The sequence below is a fragment of the Synechococcus sp. PH41509 genome (assembly GCF_020514285.1).
Taxonomy (GTDB): Bacteria; Cyanobacteriota; Cyanobacteriia; order PCC-6307; family Cyanobiaceae; genus Parasynechococcus.
The window spans coordinates 88,942-107,932 of record NZ_VTLD01000007.1; the positions used below are offsets into that span (position 1 = coordinate 88,942).

Annotated in this window: 17 protein-coding genes; 11 read left to right on the forward strand and 6 right to left on the reverse strand. The window is 61.0% G+C overall.

Translation table 11 applies throughout. From position 1 onward, the window contains the following. The first annotated feature begins 8 nt into the window (after nt 1-8). The 5 genes from FZZ88_RS03645 to FZZ88_RS03665 all read left to right on the forward strand — a co-directional run bounded on the left by FZZ88_RS03645 (nt 9) and on the right by FZZ88_RS03665 (nt 5,989). The gene (locus FZZ88_RS03645) at nt 9-1,190 is read left to right on the forward strand and encodes a quinone-dependent dihydroorotate dehydrogenase (RefSeq protein ID WP_166016363.1); all 1,182 of its coding nucleotides are present in this window, start codon (nt 9-11) and stop codon (nt 1,188-1,190) included. A gap of 114 nt (nt 1,191-1,304) precedes the next feature. Continuing rightward, nucleotides 1,305-2,231: a hypothetical protein gene (locus tag FZZ88_RS03650; protein WP_166016365.1), complete on the forward strand. Its 927-nt coding sequence runs from the start codon at nt 1,305-1,307 to the stop codon at nt 2,229-2,231. Further along, nucleotides 2,228-2,908 carry a PilN domain-containing protein gene (locus tag FZZ88_RS03655; RefSeq protein WP_166016367.1) on the forward strand — a complete coding sequence of 227 codons (681 nt, stop codon included), beginning with the start codon at nt 2,228-2,230 and terminating at the stop codon, nt 2,906-2,908. The genes FZZ88_RS03650 and FZZ88_RS03655 overlap by 4 nt, the downstream gene beginning before the upstream one ends. After that, nucleotides 2,905-3,627, forward strand: coding sequence for a hypothetical protein (locus FZZ88_RS03660; RefSeq protein WP_166016368.1), 723 nt, complete (start codon nt 2,905-2,907; stop codon nt 3,625-3,627). The genes FZZ88_RS03655 and FZZ88_RS03660 overlap by 4 nt, the downstream gene beginning before the upstream one ends. Nucleotides 3,628-3,814: 187 nt before the next feature. Next, nucleotides 3,815-5,989: a type II secretion system protein GspD gene (locus FZZ88_RS03665; protein WP_226423604.1), complete on the forward strand. Its 2,175-nt coding sequence runs from the start codon at nt 3,815-3,817 to the stop codon at nt 5,987-5,989. Between the two features lies 1 nt (nt 5,990). Here the strand turns inward: FZZ88_RS03665 and FZZ88_RS03670 are convergent, their stop codons facing one another. Continuing rightward, nucleotides 5,991-6,776 carry a pentapeptide repeat-containing protein gene (locus FZZ88_RS03670; RefSeq protein ID WP_166016372.1) on the reverse strand — a complete coding sequence of 262 codons (786 nt, stop codon included), beginning with the start codon at nt 6,774-6,776 and terminating at the stop codon, nt 5,991-5,993. Nucleotides 6,777-6,825: 49 nt separating this feature from the next. Between FZZ88_RS03670 and FZZ88_RS03675 the strand changes: the two genes are divergently transcribed. Then, nucleotides 6,826-7,902: an aminotransferase class I/II-fold pyridoxal phosphate-dependent enzyme gene (locus FZZ88_RS03675; protein ID WP_166016374.1), complete on the forward strand. Its 1,077-nt coding sequence runs from the start codon at nt 6,826-6,828 to the stop codon at nt 7,900-7,902. A 1-nt stretch (nt 7,903) separates the two neighbouring features. On the opposite strand, the gene murG is transcribed toward FZZ88_RS03675, so the two are convergent. Next, nucleotides 7,904-8,980 carry an undecaprenyldiphospho-muramoylpentapeptide beta-N-acetylglucosaminyltransferase gene (gene murG, locus FZZ88_RS03680; RefSeq protein ID WP_166016376.1) on the reverse strand — a complete coding sequence of 359 codons (1,077 nt, stop codon included), beginning with the start codon at nt 8,978-8,980 and terminating at the stop codon, nt 7,904-7,906. Between the two features lie 58 nt (nt 8,981-9,038). Between murG and FZZ88_RS03685 the strand changes: the two genes are divergently transcribed. Further along, on the forward strand, nt 9,039-9,791 hold the full coding sequence (locus FZZ88_RS03685; RefSeq protein ID WP_226423605.1) for a hypothetical protein: 753 nt from the start codon (nt 9,039-9,041) through the stop codon (nt 9,789-9,791). On the opposite strand, the gene FZZ88_RS03690 is transcribed toward FZZ88_RS03685, so the two are convergent. Further along, nucleotides 9,788-10,675, reverse strand: coding sequence for an NAD(P)-dependent oxidoreductase (locus FZZ88_RS03690; protein ID WP_166016377.1), 888 nt, complete (start codon nt 10,673-10,675; stop codon nt 9,788-9,790). The genes FZZ88_RS03685 and FZZ88_RS03690 overlap by 4 nt on opposite strands. A 72-nt stretch (nt 10,676-10,747) precedes the next feature. On the opposite strand from FZZ88_RS03690, the gene FZZ88_RS03695 reads away from it, so the two are divergent. Further along, nucleotides 10,748-11,116, forward strand: coding sequence for a hypothetical protein (locus FZZ88_RS03695; RefSeq protein WP_166016379.1), 369 nt, complete (start codon nt 10,748-10,750; stop codon nt 11,114-11,116). An 8-nt stretch (nt 11,117-11,124) separates the two neighbouring features. On the opposite strand, the gene pgk is transcribed toward FZZ88_RS03695, so the two are convergent. After that, nucleotides 11,125-12,330, reverse strand: a complete 1,206-nt coding sequence (gene pgk / locus FZZ88_RS03700) for a phosphoglycerate kinase (protein WP_166016380.1) — start codon at nt 12,328-12,330, stop codon at nt 11,125-11,127. Between the two features lie 118 nt (nt 12,331-12,448). Between pgk and ylqF the strand changes: the two genes are divergently transcribed. Continuing rightward, a complete protein-coding gene (gene ylqF / locus FZZ88_RS03705; protein WP_166016382.1) occupies nt 12,449-13,315 on the forward strand; it encodes a ribosome biogenesis GTPase YlqF in 867 nt (288 codons plus the stop codon). After that, nucleotides 13,312-14,313, forward strand: coding sequence for an RluA family pseudouridine synthase (locus tag FZZ88_RS03710; protein ID WP_166016384.1), 1,002 nt, complete (start codon nt 13,312-13,314; stop codon nt 14,311-14,313). The genes ylqF and FZZ88_RS03710 overlap by 4 nt, the downstream gene beginning before the upstream one ends. A gap of 209 nt (nt 14,314-14,522) precedes the next feature. On the opposite strand, the gene FZZ88_RS03715 is transcribed toward FZZ88_RS03710, so the two are convergent. Further along, entirely contained in the window at nt 14,523-16,118 is a 1,596-nt protein-coding gene (locus tag FZZ88_RS03715; protein ID WP_166016386.1) for an ABC transporter ATP-binding protein, read from the reverse strand. A gap of 66 nt (nt 16,119-16,184) precedes the next feature. Here FZZ88_RS03715 and FZZ88_RS03720 point away from each other — a divergent pair, with 66 nt between their 5' ends. Further along, nucleotides 16,185-18,518 carry a bifunctional (p)ppGpp synthetase/guanosine-3',5'-bis(diphosphate) 3'-pyrophosphohydrolase gene (locus FZZ88_RS03720; RefSeq protein WP_166016388.1) on the forward strand — a complete coding sequence of 778 codons (2,334 nt, stop codon included), beginning with the start codon at nt 16,185-16,187 and terminating at the stop codon, nt 18,516-18,518. On the opposite strand, the gene FZZ88_RS03725 is transcribed toward FZZ88_RS03720, so the two are convergent. Continuing rightward, on the reverse strand, nt 18,515-18,988 hold the full coding sequence (locus FZZ88_RS03725) for a DUF2062 domain-containing protein (RefSeq protein ID WP_166016390.1): 474 nt from the start codon (nt 18,986-18,988) through the stop codon (nt 18,515-18,517). The genes FZZ88_RS03720 and FZZ88_RS03725 overlap by 4 nt on opposite strands. Nucleotides 18,989-18,991: the final 3 nt, after the last annotated feature.

Genomic DNA, 18,991 nt, shown 5'->3' on the forward strand with positions numbered 1-18,991 from the left:
GGCAGAGCATGTCGCCGTCCTCTTCGGCCGGACCGCTCAGCAGCGGTGCCTTCTATCAACGTTGGCTTGGCCCGGTCTTGGCGCGAGACGATGGTCTGGATGCTGAACAGCTATCGCGTACAGCGCTCACGGCGCTGGCTCAGGCCAGCCTGCGGCGTCGTTGGCCAGGGGTGTCCACGGTGCTCGATGGCGTGGCGGCTGATCTGCAACGGCGTGATCTGCGTTTGGAGCAGATGTTGTTTGGCTGCCGTTTCCCCAACCCGGTGGGATTGGCAGCGGGATTCGACAAAAACGGTGTAGCGGCTGGCATCTGGGATCGCTTCGGCTTTGGTTGCGCCGAAGTGGGCACGGTGACCTGGCATGGCCAGCCGGGCAACCCCAAACCACGCCTGTTTCGTTTGGCGGAAGAACAGGCAGCGTTGAACCGGATGGGATTCAACAACGATGGTGCCAAGGCGCTGTTGAAAACCCTGGAGCGACAACGGTTGGACCCGCCGGGTCGTCGTCCATCTGTTCTGGGGATCAATGTCGGCAAATCCAAGATCACCGACCTGGAGCAGGCTCCGGATGACTACGCGGCCTCCCTGGAGTTGTTGTCTCCTTTGGCGGACTACGCAGTGATCAACGTCAGCTCTCCAAACACCCCCGGGCTACGGGATCTGCAAGACACCACCCAGCTGCGACGGCTTGTGGAGCGGCTGCGACGCCTGGCGGCCTGCCCTCCGCTGCTGGTGAAAATCGCGCCGGATTTGGACGATGAGTCGATTGATGCCATTGCTCGCCTGGCCTTTGAGGAAGGCCTGGCTGGTGTGATCGCTGTCAACACCAGTCTCAATCGGCTTGGCCTGGAGCAACGGCGTCTGCCTCAGACGGGACGCACCCTGGCGGAGGAGGCCGGTGGCCTCAGCGGTGCCCCCCTGCGTCACCGGGCTCAGGAGGTGGTTCGCCGGTTACGGGCCAGTGCCGGCCCTGCGTTGCCGTTGATCGGCGTGGGTGGGATTGACTCCGCGCAAGCCGCCTGGGAGCGCATCACCGCAGGTGCCTCCCTGGTGCAGCTCTACACCGGTTGGATCTTTCAGGGGCCGGATCTGGTGCCGCGGATTCTGGAGGGTCTGCTGTTGCAGTTGGATCGTCATGGCCTCCGCAACATTGCGGAGGCATCCGGCAGCGGTTTGCCCTGGCAGGACTGAATTTGATGTATCTAAGTCACCTCACCTGCTTGATGTTGCGCCTTGGAATGTCTCTTTGGGAGAGTGATTCAAGCGGTTGATCGTCGATAGCATGTAGACAGTGGAAAGAGTTGTGTGCCACTGCCTGCTCTCGCTGAGCTGCCTCAACTCACAGCATTGAGCTTGGCTTGGCGGCGGCTTGTCGAGATCAAGCCGGTGTTGATCACGGTGAACAACACGCGCTTGGTGTGTTGTTGGGACAAAGGGGGGCGTTGGTGGCAACGCGTTGTCGACTGGCCCGATGGTGTTTGTCGTGATGGTGTGCCGCTGCAACGGGAAGCAGTTGGTGAGTTCATCGCTGATTTGATCTTTGACTGCGATCTTCCCGGGGCAGAACTTGTTCTTTGTCTCCCCCTGCGCGCTGCTGCCTGGTGCGTGGTCGACGGCTACGGATTGGATGGGGCGCCTGGCGTGTTGCTCTCGTCCTTGCAGTCTGTCGACCTGCCGTTTGATCTTGCTGAGAGTTACGTCACGTCCTCGCCGATGCAGGACGCTTTGGCAGTGGTGGGTGTGCCCCGTTCGTTGATTCAAGGCTGGAGTGAGGTTGCTGAACTCGCTGATTTGCCCCTGCGCCGCGTTGATTGGTCACTGACGACAGCCCAGCGGTCCTTACAGCAACTCACGCAGTCGTGGCAGGGCGATCTGGCTTGGCTCGTGGTGGAGGAGCAGAGCATTCGTTTGGTGTTGCTCCGCCAGAGGGTTCCTGAGGTTGACCATCTCCTTGAAGCGGATGAGCCTGTTGCCTGTCAACGCGAGATTCGGGCCTGTGTTGCTGCTTGGCAGGCCCATGTGGGCACGCCACCACCACTTGGATGGTGGTTTTCGGTGAAGCCGGAACAGGTCGATGAATGGTTGCCTCTGGTTGACGGTGCGGAAGGAGAGTGCTGCTTGAACCAGCCCTTGCCCGCTTTGGCCGAATCGTGGGATGAAGCCGATGCTGTTGATGCGCTTTCACCCTTTCAGCATTTGGCGCTGTTGGCTCTGCAAGAGGAGGAGCGATGACGGCGCGTCGGGATTGGCCCAAGCCGGATTTATTGCAGCAACGCCGGGTTGAGCTTGGCTTTCCGCCAGAGCCCGTTTCTCACGAAGCTTTACCCCAACTACTGCTTAAAGGCGCAGTTTTGGGAGTTGTTTTGCTCTTTACTCCCTTTGCTTTGTTGCTCTTCTCAGAGAATCAGAAGGGTCGCCTTGAGGCTGAGATCCTCAAGCTTTCTCCAGTGGAGAAGCGGGTGGGGGATGCTCAGGCCAGGCTGAAGACAATGGCGACGGAGCGTGCTGCTCTGAATCAACAAACCAATCGGATCGCTGCTCAACTGGTGGCCTTGCGCTCCGGATCAGCGTTGTTGGAACAGATGCGACGAGTCACACCGCAGGGAGTTCGCTTGCTCTCGGTTGCAGCGCTTCCGTCAAAGCTGGTGATCAAGGGAGAAGCAGAAGGTTCGGATGCCTTCGAGCGCATCAATGCCTTGGCTCTCAATCTCGAGTCGCAGGAGGAGCAGCTCGTGGATGGAACATCGATTTTGAAAGCAACGGCGAACAACAACGGCCTGATTGATTTCAGCTTGGAAGCAGTGATTGACTCTTCAGTCCGCGCTACGCCTAAACGCCTTCGGGAACTGGGTTCTGAAGGTTTGGCTCGTCGTTATGAGTTGTTGCGAGCCCAGGGGATTTCGCCGTGACCAATCTCATCCCCTCCAAGCGTCGCCCATGGATCACCCGTGGTCGGGTGTTGGTGGGTCTGCCCATTGCCTTTGCTCTCCTGCTGAGCATGCCCTTGCTTCTTGTATTCCTGCCTTCTGCCTGGCAGGACACGCAGGAGCTGGAGCGACGCCGCGATTCCTTGCTGCTGTCGCAGCGCAACCTCCCAGCTTTGGTGAAGAATCTTGAGAAGGCGAGCGTTGCCCTCGAAGAGGCTGAACAGCAGCAGGCGTTATTGATCGACCTGCTCGCCGGAAGAGACAAGGTGCAGACCTTTCTGGCACTTCTGAATCAACAAGCTCTCCTCTCTGGCGTGGAGATACAGCGCTACGAGCCGATCAAGGCGTCGACGTCATTATCGGAATCCCAACCATCAAGGTCGGAGTCGAGGACGGGGGATGATCCGGTCGACTCAGGGGATCCCTTGTTGTCATTGGGCTACCAGAAGTCCTCGGTTGCTTTGGCGGTTCGTGGTCCCTATTCCGGTTTGCAGGCGTTCCTCCAACAAATGGAGTCGCTTGAACTGTTGGTGGAAAGCAGTGACCTTGAGATCAAGGCAGCAGCGATGAGCAACGACGATCAGGGGGCAACAGCTCCCGTTGAGTCACGAACTGAGTTGACCATCCAACTGAGCTTTTATGACCCACGGCAGGAGATCGATCTCGATTCAGGAAACTCCCAGGAAATGCCGCCCAGTTAAGTCTGGTGATCGCGGGTTCTGATCGATACGATCGGCCTGACGTCTTCTGAGAGCGACAACGGAAGTGGGGAGCTCATTGTTTCGACGTTCGCTTCCCCTCGCCATTCTGATTGGTTTCAGTGGTTCGATTGCAGAGATGGCCGCTGTGTTGGCTCCTGCACCCGCCGTGGCTCAAACGATGGTCGCCATGAAGTTGCGTCGTTTCGGGGATCGCGTCGATCTTGTCGTTTCGGGTCTTGGTAGTAATCCACGCTTGATCAACCAGCGCAGTTCGTCATCGCGCTGGTTTGGCCGTTTGCGCGGCAGCTCGTCCTCTGAATTAGCCGCTCCTCAGGACGTTGAGATGCCATCCGTTGGCTTGGCAACTATCGGACTCAAAGCTGGAGCGGATGCGGACTTCGAATTGTCGGTCAGAGCCATGGAAGGAATGGCTTTGCCTGAACCCTTGATCCGTGTGGATGGTTCCAGCTTGATCGTGTCGTTTCGTCAGTTGCCGATTTCATCGACAGCGCTGCAAAGCGGGCGACTGGATCTGAGCCGGCCTGGACGGGTTCAGCAGCCTGTGGTGGTTCCGCCGATGCGAGCCCGTGCCTCGGCACCTCCTCTGGGAGACATCGCCGTCGGCTCCATGCTGCTCAATAACCGCAGCTACGTGCAGGCACCGGGCCCTTCTGTCTCCCTGACCTTGAACAATGCGCCAGCAAAGGATGCCTTGATGTCGTTAGCCCGTTTGGGTGGGTATGGCTTCGTTTATGTAGGCGAGTCTGACCCAGATCCCGACAAGGCGAAGCCTGTTGGCGTGACGATGGCATTCCGGGAAGAGCGATTTGACCGGGCCTTGAACAGTGTGCTGTTGGCTTCTGGTCTCCAGGCCAAGTTGGACGGTCGAACCTTGATGGTTGGCACCTCCGTTTCATCAAAGACATTTGGCCCACAGATGTCGAAAGTTTTTCGACTCAATCAGGTCAAGGTTGATAAGGCTGCAGATTATTTGGCCAGCCTTGGGGCATCAATGAATGTTATTAATACGATCACCACGACAACCGGTGAACCCTCATCTGCCGGAACCAGTCAGCTGAGCAATCAGGCCAGTCGCATCAATCAGACAACGACCAAAGTTGAAACCTATGGCGCTTCTGTTGGACCATTGCTTGGTTTGACGGGGACAACAGATACACGACTTGGTACGGTCACGCTGGTTGGTGACCCTCAATTAATTACTTCTGCTGAGAATTATCTTAAGCAGCTTGATTTGCGCCGTCGCCAAGTGGCAGTGAAGGTACAGATTTTGAACGTGAACCTCAATAATGATGAGCTTCTTGATTCCAGTTTCTCTGCCCGTATGGGGGACACTTTTATTGTCAGCGACAGCGGCACGGGACATCTCAACTTTGGCCAGGCCAAGCCGGGTGGTACCGCTGGCTCAGGAACTTATGGCGAGGGCGTTTCTGGCGTTCCTGGTACGTATGAAAATAATGGGCAGGTTCCTCGGCAGAGTGTTGTGAATCCGGTTGTGGAGCAACAGCTGGTTGCTCCATATGGTGGTGTGTCGGGAGAGGACGTTTATGTTCCGGTTACTGATGCGGAAGGTGAACCGATTGAAGCTTTTGATTCAGACGGCAGGCCTCGTTATGCTCCTGATACGAACCCCACATCTCCACAGGTTTTGAAGCCTGTTTATGATAAAAAGGGACGCAGGATATACGTGCCCGATTCGAATCAGTATCGGCAGCCAGATAATTCTTTCTATGCCTACCTGGAAGCCCAGATTTTAGCGCGAAATACAAAAATACTCGCTCAGCCGACATTGTTGGTCCAGGAAGGGCAGAAGGCGACTGTGGAAACAGGTCAAGATTACGTTGTGAATGTCGATCGGGATGAAAATGGTGACACGGGTACAACTTCATACACCTATGAAAAGGAAAATGCTGGGCTCACGTTTGAGGTGAATGTTGACAAGATTGATGACAATGGATTTATCACCATGAACTTGAATCCCTCGATTTCTATTCCTATTCCTGCAGTTCAATCTTCTTTATCAGATACGGGTGGTGTGCAGATCTACAATTTTAATAGACGTGAATTGGAGTCTGGATCCATTCGTCTGAGGGATGGCCAGACATTAATTCTCACCGGTGTGGTGTCTGAATCACAGCTCGAGGTAGTTCGCAAGTGGCCTTTTTTGGGTGATCTCCCTTTGCTTGGCAGCTTGTTCCGCAAGAGGCAGTCAACACGATTTAAGGACGAACTCGTGATTCTGGTGACCCCACGTGTTCTCGATGATGACCAGGGGGGTGTTTTCGGTTACGGCTACCGACCGGCCACTCAACAAGCCACTGAGTTAATGCAGAACGCTTTTTAAGTCAGGGCAGCATTGGGGACAAAGCCCGGAGGACGATGGGTGCCAAGGCCTGAGCGGTGGAGAGTGCTCCACCAAGTAGCTGCGAGCCAATGCCATTGCCCCGTTTCGACGACGGGTCGGCCATGGCTGCTGTGGCTTTTTGGCTGGCTTCCAGTAGTTGTTGGGCTTTCTTTTGGTCGCCTTGTTCGCCGAACAGTTCACCGGCATAGGCCAGATCTCTGGAGGCGCCCTTGGTGTTCCCCAGTTCGCCGCGGGATAACCCCCGCGCTACCCAGCTCAGTGGCTCTTCAGGTTCAACCGTGATTGCGGCGCTGAACAAGGTTTCGGCCCGTTTCCATTGGCCGTTCTCTGCAGCCGTTACTCCAGCGTTGTGAAGTGCGGCATGGCTTCGCACGCCAGCGCTAATGCCCTGGGCCCCTTGCCAGTAAGCCTGTTCGAGTGCCCCCTGATCGAGCTGGGCTCCACTGAGGTCGGCTTGGCGTAGATCCGTGCCGTAGAGCGTGCTGCCGCGCAGATCTGCTCCCCGCAGGGACGCCCCCCGCAGGTTGGTGAACTGCAGGTTGCTCTGCCGTAGATCTGCCCCATCGAGGAGTGCCTGTCCGAGGTTTGCGCGTTGCAGTTGTGCTCCCTGAAGATCTGCATCCCGCAGGTCGGCATGCACCAGATCCACATCTGCCAGGCGACAGTCCGGGCAATTCCGTTGCTGCAGCAACACGATCAGATCGTCCGCTCGTGCCACCAGTGGCGCGGCGAACAGCAGTGTGAACAGCAGCACTCGTGCTGGCATCGGCAGTGGGCCACTCTGGTGATGTCTCTGCGTTTTATCGGGAGTCGGGATGGGCGTCGACCTGCGCCATGGCGGCAACCGCGAAGCAGCCGCCTCAAGATTGAACTGCAGGCCATCGCAGTTGCTGGATGCCAGTGCTTCCCTGGTGCCATGGACTCCTCGGTGGCAGCGTCTGGGCCGAAGTGTTTGTCGCGATTACCCCGACCGGAGTCAGGCGTTGCTTCGCCAGCACCTGGCCGCTCTTCATGGCGTTGAATCTTCCTTTGTACTGCCAGGGAATGGAGCTGCCGAGCTGTTCACCTGGGCGGCGCGCGATGCCTCGGGCCCGGGTGAAAGTGTGCTGCTCGCACCCGGTTTTGCTGATTACGGGCGTGCCCTCCGCTGTTGGTCAGCCTGCTCCCGTCAGCAGCGGCTGCCTTGCGTTTGGGGTGAGCCGTTCCCGCAACCGTTCCCCGAGCCGGGCCCTGGGGCTGTGTTGTGGATTTGCAATCCCCACAACCCCACCGGTCAGCTCTGGAGCCTTGCCTCGTTGCAGCCGCTGTTGGAGCGGTATGCACTGGTGATCTGCGATGAAGCCTTCCTGCCCTTGGTGCCTAATGGCGAACAGCAGTCATTGATTCCGTTGGTGGCAGAGCATTCCAACCTGGTGGTGATCCGCAGCCTCACCAAGCTGTACGGAATCGCTGGGCTTCGCTTGGGATACGCCATTTCGCAGCCGAAGCGGCTGCATCGCTGGGCGGAGTGGCGTGATCCCTGGCCTGTGAATGGCATCGCTTTGGCTGTTGGCGAACGGCTGTTGGCATCGCCTCGGCGTTACCGCCGCTGGTGTGAGCGCGTTCAGCGTTGGGTGGCCATAGAAGGCGCCTGGATGCAGCAGCAGCTTGCTGCTTTGCCGGGGATTACCCCCATGCCGTCGGCGGTGAATTACCTGCTGATTCGGGCGAATAGCTCCCTGGTGCCATTGCGGGAAGCGATGGAGCAGCGGCATCGCATCCTTCTGCGCGATTGTCGCTCCTTCGAGGGCTTGGGAGAAACCTGGCTACGGATCGGGTTGCAATCTCGCCGCAACAACCGCCGCATCGTGTGGGCGTTGCGTGAGGAGTTGAAGCGCACCCCTCTGTCTTGACTCAGTCCACCAGCGTCTGAAGCAAGGCAGCCAGTTGCCGCTCGGCATCTCGTTCCGCCAAGGCCTGCATGCCTTCACGCATATGTGCGAGGGGATCGGGTGCGGCCGTGGGCTGCCCCAGCCGTGCTGCCAGGAGGCGTTGAACAGTGTTCAGCAACACCGGCTGATCGGGCTCTTGTTGATGCACGATCACGGCAGCACCCAGAGATGCGGCGCAGGCGGCATTGGCCTCCTGATGCTGGTCTGCCGCCTGCGGGAACGGCACCAGCACGCTGGGAGTCCCGCAGACCGCTAGTTCACTCAGGCTGCCGGCCCCTGCGCGGCTGATGGCCAGGTCGGCGTGTTGCAGCAGCCCTGGAATCTCATCGCTGAAGCGGCGTTCCATCAGCTGTGGGTGTCGTAGCTGCTCGATGTCGGGATCGTTGTCGCCTGTCAGGTGCACCACGCGGCAGCCCTGCTCCAATAGGGCTGGCACCGCAGCACGCACCATGCGGTTCAGCCCTACCGCGCCTTGACTCCCGCCCATCACCACCAACAGCGGGCCCTCGCCGGAGGGGACCCATGCCGGTAGGGGTTGTGGGGCCAGAAAGCTGGAACGCACTGGCGTGCCGGTCAGCACTGGCTTGCAGCCGGGGATGCGCTTGGCGGCAGCGGGGAGGCCAATGGCCACGGCGTTGCAGAAGCTTCCCAGTAAGCGGGTGACGCGCCCCGGGATGGCATTGGATTCATGCAGCACCACGGGAATGCCGCACCAGCGCGCCGCGAGGATTGCCGGGGCGGCGATGTAGCCGCCGGTGGTGAACACCACATCGATCGCGTTCTGGCGGAGCACCCGCCTCACGCTGACGCTGGCCAGCAATAGACGCAGTAGCTGCAGCAACTTGGTCAGCCCACGCCCCTGCAGGCCGCCGGCGTTCACGCACACCAAGCGAAAGCGTTCGGGCACAAGACGCGTTTCGAGTCGGTCGGGTACCCCCAGCCAGCGCACGGGCCACTGCTCCTCAACGGCTTCTGCAACAGCCAGAGCTGGGAAGAGATGGCCGCCGGTGCCGCTGGCAGCGATCAGAAGCCGGGTCATCGCGTCGGCCGTCTCCGCTCACCATGCCTAACTTAATTGGGTTGTTGCGTTCCGGCCCGTGCGTCGTTTCCTGGGAGCCACGCTGGTGTCGGCCATAGCGCTGGTGTTATCTCCGGTCCATGCCCTCGAGCAGCCCGGTCGTGAGGCCAGTGCGGTGGAGAGCTTCAGTTCCCGCCTGCAAACGGTGTTGAACAGCGGTGGTTCTTCGAGTGGCGGAGCTACGGCGTTCGACACGGTGGCCAGCGTTGAGCTGCAGCCAGTGTTGGCACAGCGCTATCAGCGATTCCGTCAGGATTTCCCTGAGGTCACCTGGCAGGTGGAGCCCGCAGCGCCCACACCGGATGGCCGTCAGACCCTCAGCCTGCGGGTGCGTGGTGCCGCCGAATCCGAGGGGCTGAACTACGCCTTGGAAGCCTCGGAACAGATCGCGATTCGGCTTGAAGACGGCCAGCTTGTGGAGCAGGAACTGTTGGCCCAGCAGTCGTTGCTGCGCAGCGGTGAACGCCCCTTGGCGGTCAACGTTGCTATCCCCGATGTGGTGCTCACCGGCAGTCGTTACGACATCGATTTAATTGTTGAAGAGCCTCTGGGCCAAGCACTGGTGGCTGGAGGTTTGATCGACCTCACCGATGAGCAGCTGTCGGCTCAGATGCGCCCCAACCTGCCGCTGGCACCCCAGGGTGGTGGTGGATTGTTCAAGAGCGTCCAGGCACCCCAACAACCCGGTTCGCAGACCTGGGCTGTGATGCTGGTGCATCCCGATGGCGTGGTGACGGCCACCAAGCGGGTGCGGGTGGTCAGCAGCAATTAGCTCTCTCCCATCGCAGGGTTCCAGCGATGAAGGGCTGACACGTCTTCATCGCCATGGCCGCCGTTGATCAGATCGAGTTCCAGCTGTTCCACCAGCGTCGTCACGGGTAGATCCAGTTCGACTGCTCTGGCTGTGTCGAGGGCAATACCGAGATCCTTGCGATGCAGGCTGAGCCGGAAGCCGAGGGGATACCTGCCTTCAAGCATGGCGGTGCTGCGATGCTCCAGAGCCCAGGACCCGGCTGCTCCGTTTTTGAGGGCGTTGATCACCATTGGCATGGGTAGATCCAGGTGCTGGCCCAGAGCCACTGCCTCCGCCACGGCGGCATAGCTGCCGGCCACCAGCACCTGGTTCACCGCCTTCACCTGCTGCCCTCGCCCCACGCCGCCGAAGTGGTGGATGGAGGAGCCGATCACCTCGAGAATTGGTCGAACGCGCTCGAGCGGTTCGGTGGCTCCTCCAACCAACACGGTGAGGCTGCTGCGTTTGGCGCCCTCCGTGCCGCCGGTGACCGGGGCATCCAGGTAATGGACGTTCTGGCGTGCCAGGCGCTCGGCACAACGTTGGGCTGTGGCGGGAGCAATGGTGGAGCAATCCAGCACCACGCTGCCGGAGCTCAGTTGTGATGCGGCGCCGTGGCCTCCGAACAGAACCTCTTCAACGGCTGCATCGTCGCTGACGCACAGCAGCAGAACGTCAACGCCGGCGCTGGCCTCGGCTGGGCTGGAACATCGAGTTGCACCCTCGAGCTCCGGCCTGCTTTCGGCCCTGCGGCTACGGGTGTGCACCTGCAGCCGCAAGCCGGCGCGGTGCAGGTTGATCGCCATCGGCAAGCCGAGAGCTCCTAGCCCCACGAAGCCCAGGCTTAAGTCACATCTGGTCATGACTCATGGCGGGCCATTTAGTGCCCGATTGACGTGTGTCACCAGAATGGATGCATTGCGACGGCTTCATCCATGCGCATCTCCACCGCCTCCCTGGCTCTGGCTGCACTGATGGCAGCACCGGTAATCACGCTGGTCCCAGCGGCAGTGGCTGGGCGTGACCAGTCACCCGAGCAGAACAAGGTTCTGTTCCAGGCCCGTAAGACTTGGTTCAAAGACAACTACCAGCGTCGACTGGATTTGCTGCAGAGCCACCAGCTCTGTATTGATGCGGCAGCATCCGCGGAAGAGCTGAAGACGTGTCGCCAGCAGAAGAAAAAAGCCCAGAAGTCCCTCAAGCAGGACTACCGGGCGTACGTGAACAAGGTTCGGAATCAGCTGGGGCTTCCGGCGCGCACCGGCAAGAAGCGCGATGCCAAAGGCCGGAAGCTCCAGGCCTGAACGTCCAATCAGGCGGCGTCGAGGGCAGCCACACCGGGCAGCACCTTGCCTTCCAGCAGTTCAAGGCTGGCGCCGCCACCGGTGGAGATGTGGGACATCTTCTCGGCCAGGCCAGCTTTCTCAACGGCTGCAACGGAATCACCGCCGCCGATGATCGTGCAGCAGCCTTTGCCGCTCAGGTCCGCCAGGGTGGTGGCGATCGCGTTGGTGCCGGCGGCGAACTTGTCGAACTCGAACACGCCCATGGGGCCGTTCCAGATCACGGTTTGACAGTCGGCCAGGGCGTCCTGGAACACCTTGATTGAGTCGGGGCCGATGTCGAGTCCCATCCAGCCATCAGGAATGGCGTTGATGTCAGAGATCTGACTGTTGGCGTCGGGGGCGAAGTTGTCGGCCAGCATCACATCGGTGGGGAGCAGCAGCTGCACGCCCTTCGCCTTGGCCTTGGCTTCCAGCTCTTTGGCCAGTTCCAGCTTGTCCTCTTCCACCAGGCTCTTGCCCACTGCGAGGCCGCGGGCCTTGTAGAAGGTGAAGATCATGCCGCCGCCGATCAGCACCTTGTCGCACTTGTCGATCAGGGCCTCGAGCACGCCAATCTTGGAGCTCACCTTGGAGCCACCGACGATGGCGGCCAGGGGGCGCTTCGGCTCGTCGACAGCACCCTGCAGGTACTGAAGCTCCTTCTCCATCAGGAAGCCGGCGACGGAGGGCTTGAGGAACTTGGTCACGCCTTCGGTGGAGGCATGGGCACGGTGGGCGGCACCGAAGGCGTCGTTCACATACACATCAGCCAGGCCAGCCAGTTTCTCGGCGAAGCCTGCTTCGTTCTTCTCTTCCTCAGCGAAGAAGCGAACGTTTTCCAGCAGCACCACATCACCGTTGGCCATGGCGCCCACCTTTGCTTCGGCATCAGGACCGATGCAGCTGTCGGTCTTGGTCACGGGCTTGCCCAGCAGTTCGCTCAGGCGAGCCGCCACGGGGGTCAGGCGCATGGCGTCGTTGACCTGGCCCTTGGGACGTCCGAAATGAGCAGAAAGGATCACCTTGGAGCCCTTGCTGATCAGGTCGTTGATCGTGGGCAGGGCGGCACGGATGCGGGTGTCGTCGGTGATCGCACCGGCATCGTTCAGGGGCACGTTGAAGTCAACCCGCACGAGAACGCGTTTGCCGCTCAGGTCGCCGGCTTGGAGGCTGGCCAGGGAACGCTTCGCCATAGGGTTGTCTCGTGCGGTAAGAAAACGGGGTGAGATTAACCCGTGTGAACGGCGATAGCGCCGGCGAGTTCAATGTGAATGTGTTTCAGCGGGCCACCTGTTCTGTGCGTTTGCGTTTGTGAGCACCCCAACGATTCAGTGGTATCCCGGCCACATCGCGAAGGCGGAGCAGCAGCTCAAACGCCATCTCGACAAGGTGGATCTGGTGATCGAGGTCCGAGATGCCCGCATTCCTCTCGCCACAGGTCACCCCCATCTCAATCGCTGGCTGAAGGGCAAGCAGCACCTCTTGGTGATCAATCGGCGTGACATGGTCACAGCGGCCGCCAAGGAGGCCTGGGAGGCCTGGTTTAAGTCCCAAGGTCAGCGCACCGTTTGGTGTGATGCCAAGGCCGGTACTGGGGTGAAGCAGGTTCAGCAGGCCGCGATCCGTGCCGGAGATCAGCTCAACGAACGCCGTCGCAACCGGGGCATGCGGCCCAGGCCGGTGCGGGCCCTCACGCTCGGATTTCCCAACGTGGGTAAGTCCGCCCTGATCAACCGCTTGGTGAGGCAGAAGGTGGTGGCCAGTGCTCGTCGGGCTGGGGTGACGCGAACCCTGCGTTGGGTGCGTCTGGGGCAAGACCTGGATCTCCTTGATGCACCAGGGGTCTTGCCCCCTCGCCTCGATGACCAGCAGGCGGCCCTGCGGCTCGCCCTATGTGACGACATCGGCCAGGCCGCCTACGACGGTGAACTGGTAGCTCAGGCCTTCCTGCAGCTGTTGATTGATGCCGAATCGCAGCACGCAGCCGGAGTGACGCTCCCGCTCCTGCAGGAGCGTTATGGCATTCCCCTGAGCGGTGAAACGGCTGACCCCGCCCTTTGGCTGGAGGCCGCAGCGTCCCGCCACACCTCTGGGGAAACAGCGCGCATGGCCCAGCGGCTGCTGGATGATTTCCGTAAGTCCGCCCTCGGCAGCATCTCCTTGGAGTTGCCGGCATGAGTCCGCAGTGGAAGCGTCCTCCGCTGCCGGAAGAGACCTTCACCGATCGCTTTGGGGAGGGTGAGGGAGAGCTGCTCACGTTGACGTATCCCAAACCGCTGCCGATGCGGCTGGACCGTTGGCTGGTCAGTCAGCGCACGGAGCAGAGCAGAGCCCGGATTCAGAAGTTCATCGACGCGGGCTATGTGCGTGTCAACGGCAAGACCGGCAAGGCCAAAACACCGTTGCGTCAGGGCGACGAAGTGCAGCTGTGGATGCCGCCCCCGGAACCGTTGCCCTACCTCAAGCCGGAGCCGATGGATCTGGATGTGCTGTTTGAAGACGACCATCTGATCGTGCTCAACAAGCCCGCAGGTCTGACGGTGCACCCGGCACCGGGCAACAAGGACGGCACCTTGGTCAACGGTCTGCTGCATCACTGCCCGGATCTGCCTGGGATCAGCGGCAAGCTGCGCCCGGGGATTGTCCACCGTCTCGACAAAGACACCACCGGCTGCATCGTGATCGCCAAGAGCCAGGAGGCCCTGGTGCGGCTGCAGGTTCAGATCCAGAAACGGATCGCTTCCCGTGAGTACTTTGCCGTTGTCCACGGTGTGCCCGACGGCGAGTCCGGCTCGATCGTCGGCGCCATCGGTCGTCATCCGGTGGATCGCAAGAAGTATGCGGTGGTGAGCACTGAAAACGGTCGTTACGCTTGCACCCACTGGACCCTGGTGGAGCGTCTCGGGGACTACTCCCTCCTGCGGTTCAAGCTCGACACCGGACGGACCCATCAGATTCGCGTCCACTGCGCCCACATCAATCACCCTGTGGTGGGGGATCCCACCTACAGCCGCTGCCGAAAGTTGCCGATCGAGCTGCCCGGCCAAGCCCTGCATGCCGTGCAGTTGGGGCTGGACCATCCAATCAATGGTGAACGGATGGTGTTTGAGGCACCCCTCCCGCCTGTGATGGAGAAGTTATTGGGGGTGTTGCGGCGGCGCGCCGCGTCGGCTTGATGGTGAGAGTTGCAGGTTCAGGGGCGCACTGGACAAGTGCTGAATCCGCTTTTTGATGGTGAATAATCCACAGGCCGATCGATGGTCATACGGGTTCGTTGCAACAGAACTTGGTTCTCGGCTTTGATCCGTTCCGTGCGCCGTGAGGTGCTTCCTGCTTCCTTGCGCCGGCACCTGATCGTGGTTGACCTTTCAAAGACTGCCTGAGTTCAGCGCGGCAGCCTTGGGCAAGCCTCAACGAGGGTCCGGCTGATCGGCGCCTGAGGTGCACTGAAGATCCGGTCCCCTGGGCCCTCCTCAATCACCTTCCCCTTGTCCAGCACCATCACCCGGTGACAGAAGCCACTGGCCACCGAGAGGTCGTGGGTGATGAACACGATCGCGAGGCCCAGCTCCTGCTGCAGCTCCCTCAGTAGGCCCAGAACATCCGCCTGCACTTCGGCATCAAGCATGCTGACGCTCTCGTCGCAGATCAGCACCTTGGGTTTCAGGGCCAGGGCTCGGGCGATCGCCACCCGCTGCTGCTGGCCGCCGGAGAGCTGCTTGGGCAGGCGCTCCTGAAACTGCTCTGCCGGGCTGAGTCCGACCCGTTCCAGCAGGCGTCGCGCTTCCTCCCGGGCTGCTGCTTTGGAGCAGATCCCATGGATCAGCAATGGATCGGCGATGGCATCAGCCACCTGCAGGGCGGGGTTCAGGCAGGCCAGAGGGTCCTGAAACACCATCTGAAGGGCCCGACGGGCTGTCCGCAGCGCTTCTCCGCGCAGGCTCAGCAGAGCCTGGCCGAGCAGGTCGACCCGTCCGCCGCGGATGGGATTGAGCCCCATCAATGCTCTGCAGAGGGTGCTTTTGCCACAGCCGGATGCTCCGACAACTCCCAGACTTTCCCCGGCCCTGAGCTCGAAACTCACCCCATCCACTGCCTTAAGCCAGACAGGAGACCAAGGCGTGCCACCCACGGCATGCCAGCAGCGCAGTTCCTCCACCTTCAGCACGTTGCTGTTGTCGGGACGGGCCGGCGACCTCCCACCTTCCCGGGCCTGTGCTGCGGCGACCAGGCGTTGCCCCACGGACGACTTCGGCCTGGTGAGCAGCTGATGGCTGGGGCCGTCCTCCACCTTGCGTCCGTTATCGAGCATCGCCATGCGGTCGCACCAGCGGGCGGCCATGGCCAGGTCATGGCTGATCAGCAGCAAGGCACTGCCCAGTTCTTTGCAGAGACCGCTGAGCTCGGCCATCACCTGCCCTGCTACAGCCACATCCAGGCTGGTGGTGGGTTCATCGGCGATCAGCAGCGGTGGTTCCAGGGCAATCGCCAGGGCAATGGCCAGGCGTTGTCGCATGCCACCGCTGAGCTCATGGGGGTAGGCGCGGAAGCGGTTGGCACCGATGCCCACCCGTTCCAGCAGCTCTCGGGCCCGTTCTTGGTGGGCCGTGTTGCTGGTGTCAGGGCGGTGGGCCTTGAGGGTGTCGATCAGATGTCCCCCCACGCTCATCAGCGGATTCATCCGCGTCATCGGGTCCTGGAACACCAGGCCCACGGCCTCACCGCGCAGCTGTCGCAACTGCGGTCGCCTCAGCTGGCGTGGATCTTGGCCGGTTAAGTCCAGCCGTCCTTCACAGGCTGTTCCCCGTGGCAGCAGCTGCATCACAGCGCGGGCCACGGTGCTTTTGCCGCATCCGGAAGATCCCACCAAGGCCAGGGTCTCCCCGGGCTCGAGGCTCAAATTCAGCCCATCCAGCGTCCAGCACTCACTGCTGGGGTAGCGCAGTCGCAGCTGTTCGAGTTCCAGGACAGGCCGGCCCATGAACAGTGCGGCAGGAAAGACGGGGGGGTCCTGCACTGAATACCATGGATTGATCCGCTGGGTCGGATGCTCAACGCCGCCTCAACACCCAACGAGCCCCGAACCAACACTGGTTCGGCTGCGGTGGCGTGTGTGTTGCCAGAAGTACGGCGCCATCCCATCCGCCATCCGGATGACTACGACGTCTCTCTGCCGGACTGGTTGAGGGAGTGCATCGCCAATGTGCCGCCCGGTATCGGCCAGAGCTGCCCTACGGATTCCGAGGCGCTGCTGGTGTCGGCCTTCGATTTCGGTTTTCAGCTCCACGAGGGACAGTTCCGGGCCAGTGGAGACCCCTACATCGTCCATCCGGTGGCGGTGGCGGATCTGTTGCGGGATATCGGCGCCAGTGCCCCCGTGATTGCTGCTGGGTTCCTCCATGACGTGGTCGAGGACACCGACGTCACCCCCGATCAGATCGAGCAGTACTTCGGTTCAGAGGTGCGTGAACTGGTGGAGGGTGTCACCAAGCTCGGCGGAATTCACTTCAACGACCGCACGGAAGCTCAGGCGGAGAACCTGCGGCGGATGTTCCTGGCGATGGCCAGCGACATCCGCGTGGTGTTGGTGAAGCTGGCGGACCGGTTGCACAACATGCGCACCCTTGGTGCTCTGAAGGAGGAGAAGCGCCAGCGGATCGCCCGCGAAACGCGCGAGATCTATGCACCCCTCGCCAACCGGCTCGGCATCGGCCGCTTCAAGTGGGAGCTGGAGGATCTGGCGTTCAAATTGTTGGAACCGGAGGCCTTCCGTGAGATTCAAGAGGAGGTGGCGACCAAGCGCAGCGAGCGGGAGGAACGGCTCGGTGTCACGGTGGGGCTGCTGAATGAGCGGCTGGAACGAGCTGGCTTAGAGCACTGCGAGGTGACGGGTCGTCCCAAGCATCTCTATGGCATTTGGAGCAAGATGCAGCGTCAGCAGAAGGAGTTCAACGAGATCTACGACGTGGCGGCGTTGCGGATTCTCACCACCAATGTCGAAAGCTGTTACCGCGCGCTGGCGGTGGTTCACGACACCTTTCGTCCGATTCCTGGTCGGTTTAAGGACTACATCGGGTTGCCGAAACCCAATGGGTATCAATCCCTCCATACGGCGGTAATCGGTCGGCATCGCCCGATCGAAGTGCAGATCCGCACCATTGAGATGCACCATGTGGCCGAATTCGGGATTGCGGCCCACTGGAAATACAAGGAAGGTGGCTCGCCGGCCAGCAGCAGCAGTGATGCGGAGCGGTTCAACTGGCTGCGTCAGCTGGTGGATTGGCAACAGGAAGGAGGAAATGACGATCACAACGACTACCTCTCGTCGATCAAGGAAGACCTGTTTGACGAAGAGGTGTTTGTGTTCACACCGAAGGGTGATCTGCTCGGTTTGCGCAAGGGGGCAACCGCTGTCGACTTCGCCTATCGCATCCACTCCGAGGTCGGCGACCACTGCCATGGCGTCCGCATCAATGATCGGCTCTGCCCCCTGGCCACACCGCTGCAAAACGGCGATTTCGTTCAGGTGCTCACCAGCAAGACGGCTCACCCCAGTCTGGATTGGTTGAACTTTGTGGCCACGCCGACGGCGCGTAACCGCATTCGCCAGTGGTACAAGCGCAGCCACCGCGATGAAACGATCGAACGGGGCAAGGATCTGCTGGAGCGGGAGCTTGGGCGTGATGGCTTCGATGCCCTGCTGAACAGTGAGGCGATGCAGCGGGTGGCGCAACGCTGCAATGTGCCCACCACCGAAGACCTGCTGGCGTCACTTGGCTTTGGTGATGTCACGCTGCAACAGGCGCTCAATCGTCTGCGGGAGGAGATGCGTCTGCTGGCGGAACAGCAGCAGGCCCCGCCCAGCAACGAAGAGGTGGCGATGGCTCTGGTGCCATCGCGGGATGTGGCGCCGGATCGTTCTGGAGGCGAAGGGGCGATCCTGGGGCTGGAGGGATTGGACTACCGCCTCGGTGGCTGCTGCAGCCCGCTGCCGGGCGAGTTGATTGTGGGCACTGTTGCCCTTGGCAATCACGGCATCACCATTCACCGGCAGGACTGCTCCAACGTGGAGACGATTCCGCGGGAACGGCGTCTGCCCGTGCGCTGGAACACCACCCATGCCGAACGGGAGAAGCAACGCTTCCCAGTGCAGTTGCGGATCGAAGTGATCGATCGCGTTGGCATCCTTAAGGACATCCTGCTGCGTCTCTCCGATGGCGCCATCAACGTCAGTGATGCCCGGGTGACCACCGCAGCGGGCCGGCCGGCCCGCATTGATCTGCGGGTTGAGTTGGATGGGGCGGATCAGCTCAGCCGCACCATGCACCAGATCCGCTCGATGGCGGATGTGATCGGGATTGCCCGGGTGGGAACGGGCTAGCGACTCCGGTTCACAACAGGATGGGTCCCTCGCAGCAGAAACAGGCGATAGGCCATCCAGCCGCTGGCGATGGCCAGCACCATCCCCACAACGGTGGAGCCCAGCAGGATGCGTTGGGTGAAGTCCCATCCCTGGGTCCAAAGGGTGCTGCGATTGAGCTCCGCCAGGTTGATCCCGCCTCGGCCGGGGCCCAGCAGCTGACAGCCCAACAGGTAGTTGAACCAGTAGAGGGGCAGATAGGTGAGGGGGTTGCTCACCAGGGTGCCGGCGGCGGCGAGCAGGTGGTTGCCACGCACCACGGTGGCGACGCCCACGCTGAGAAAGATCTGCAGCCCAAAGAAGGGGTAGCAGCCGCAGAACACGCCTGCGGCAAGGCCGCGGGCACGCTGCCCAGGTGTCCCTTCCTGTCTCCATAACCAGAGGGCCCCGCGGCGCATCCGGAGGCGACTGAGGCGCAGCAACCGGCGCATGAA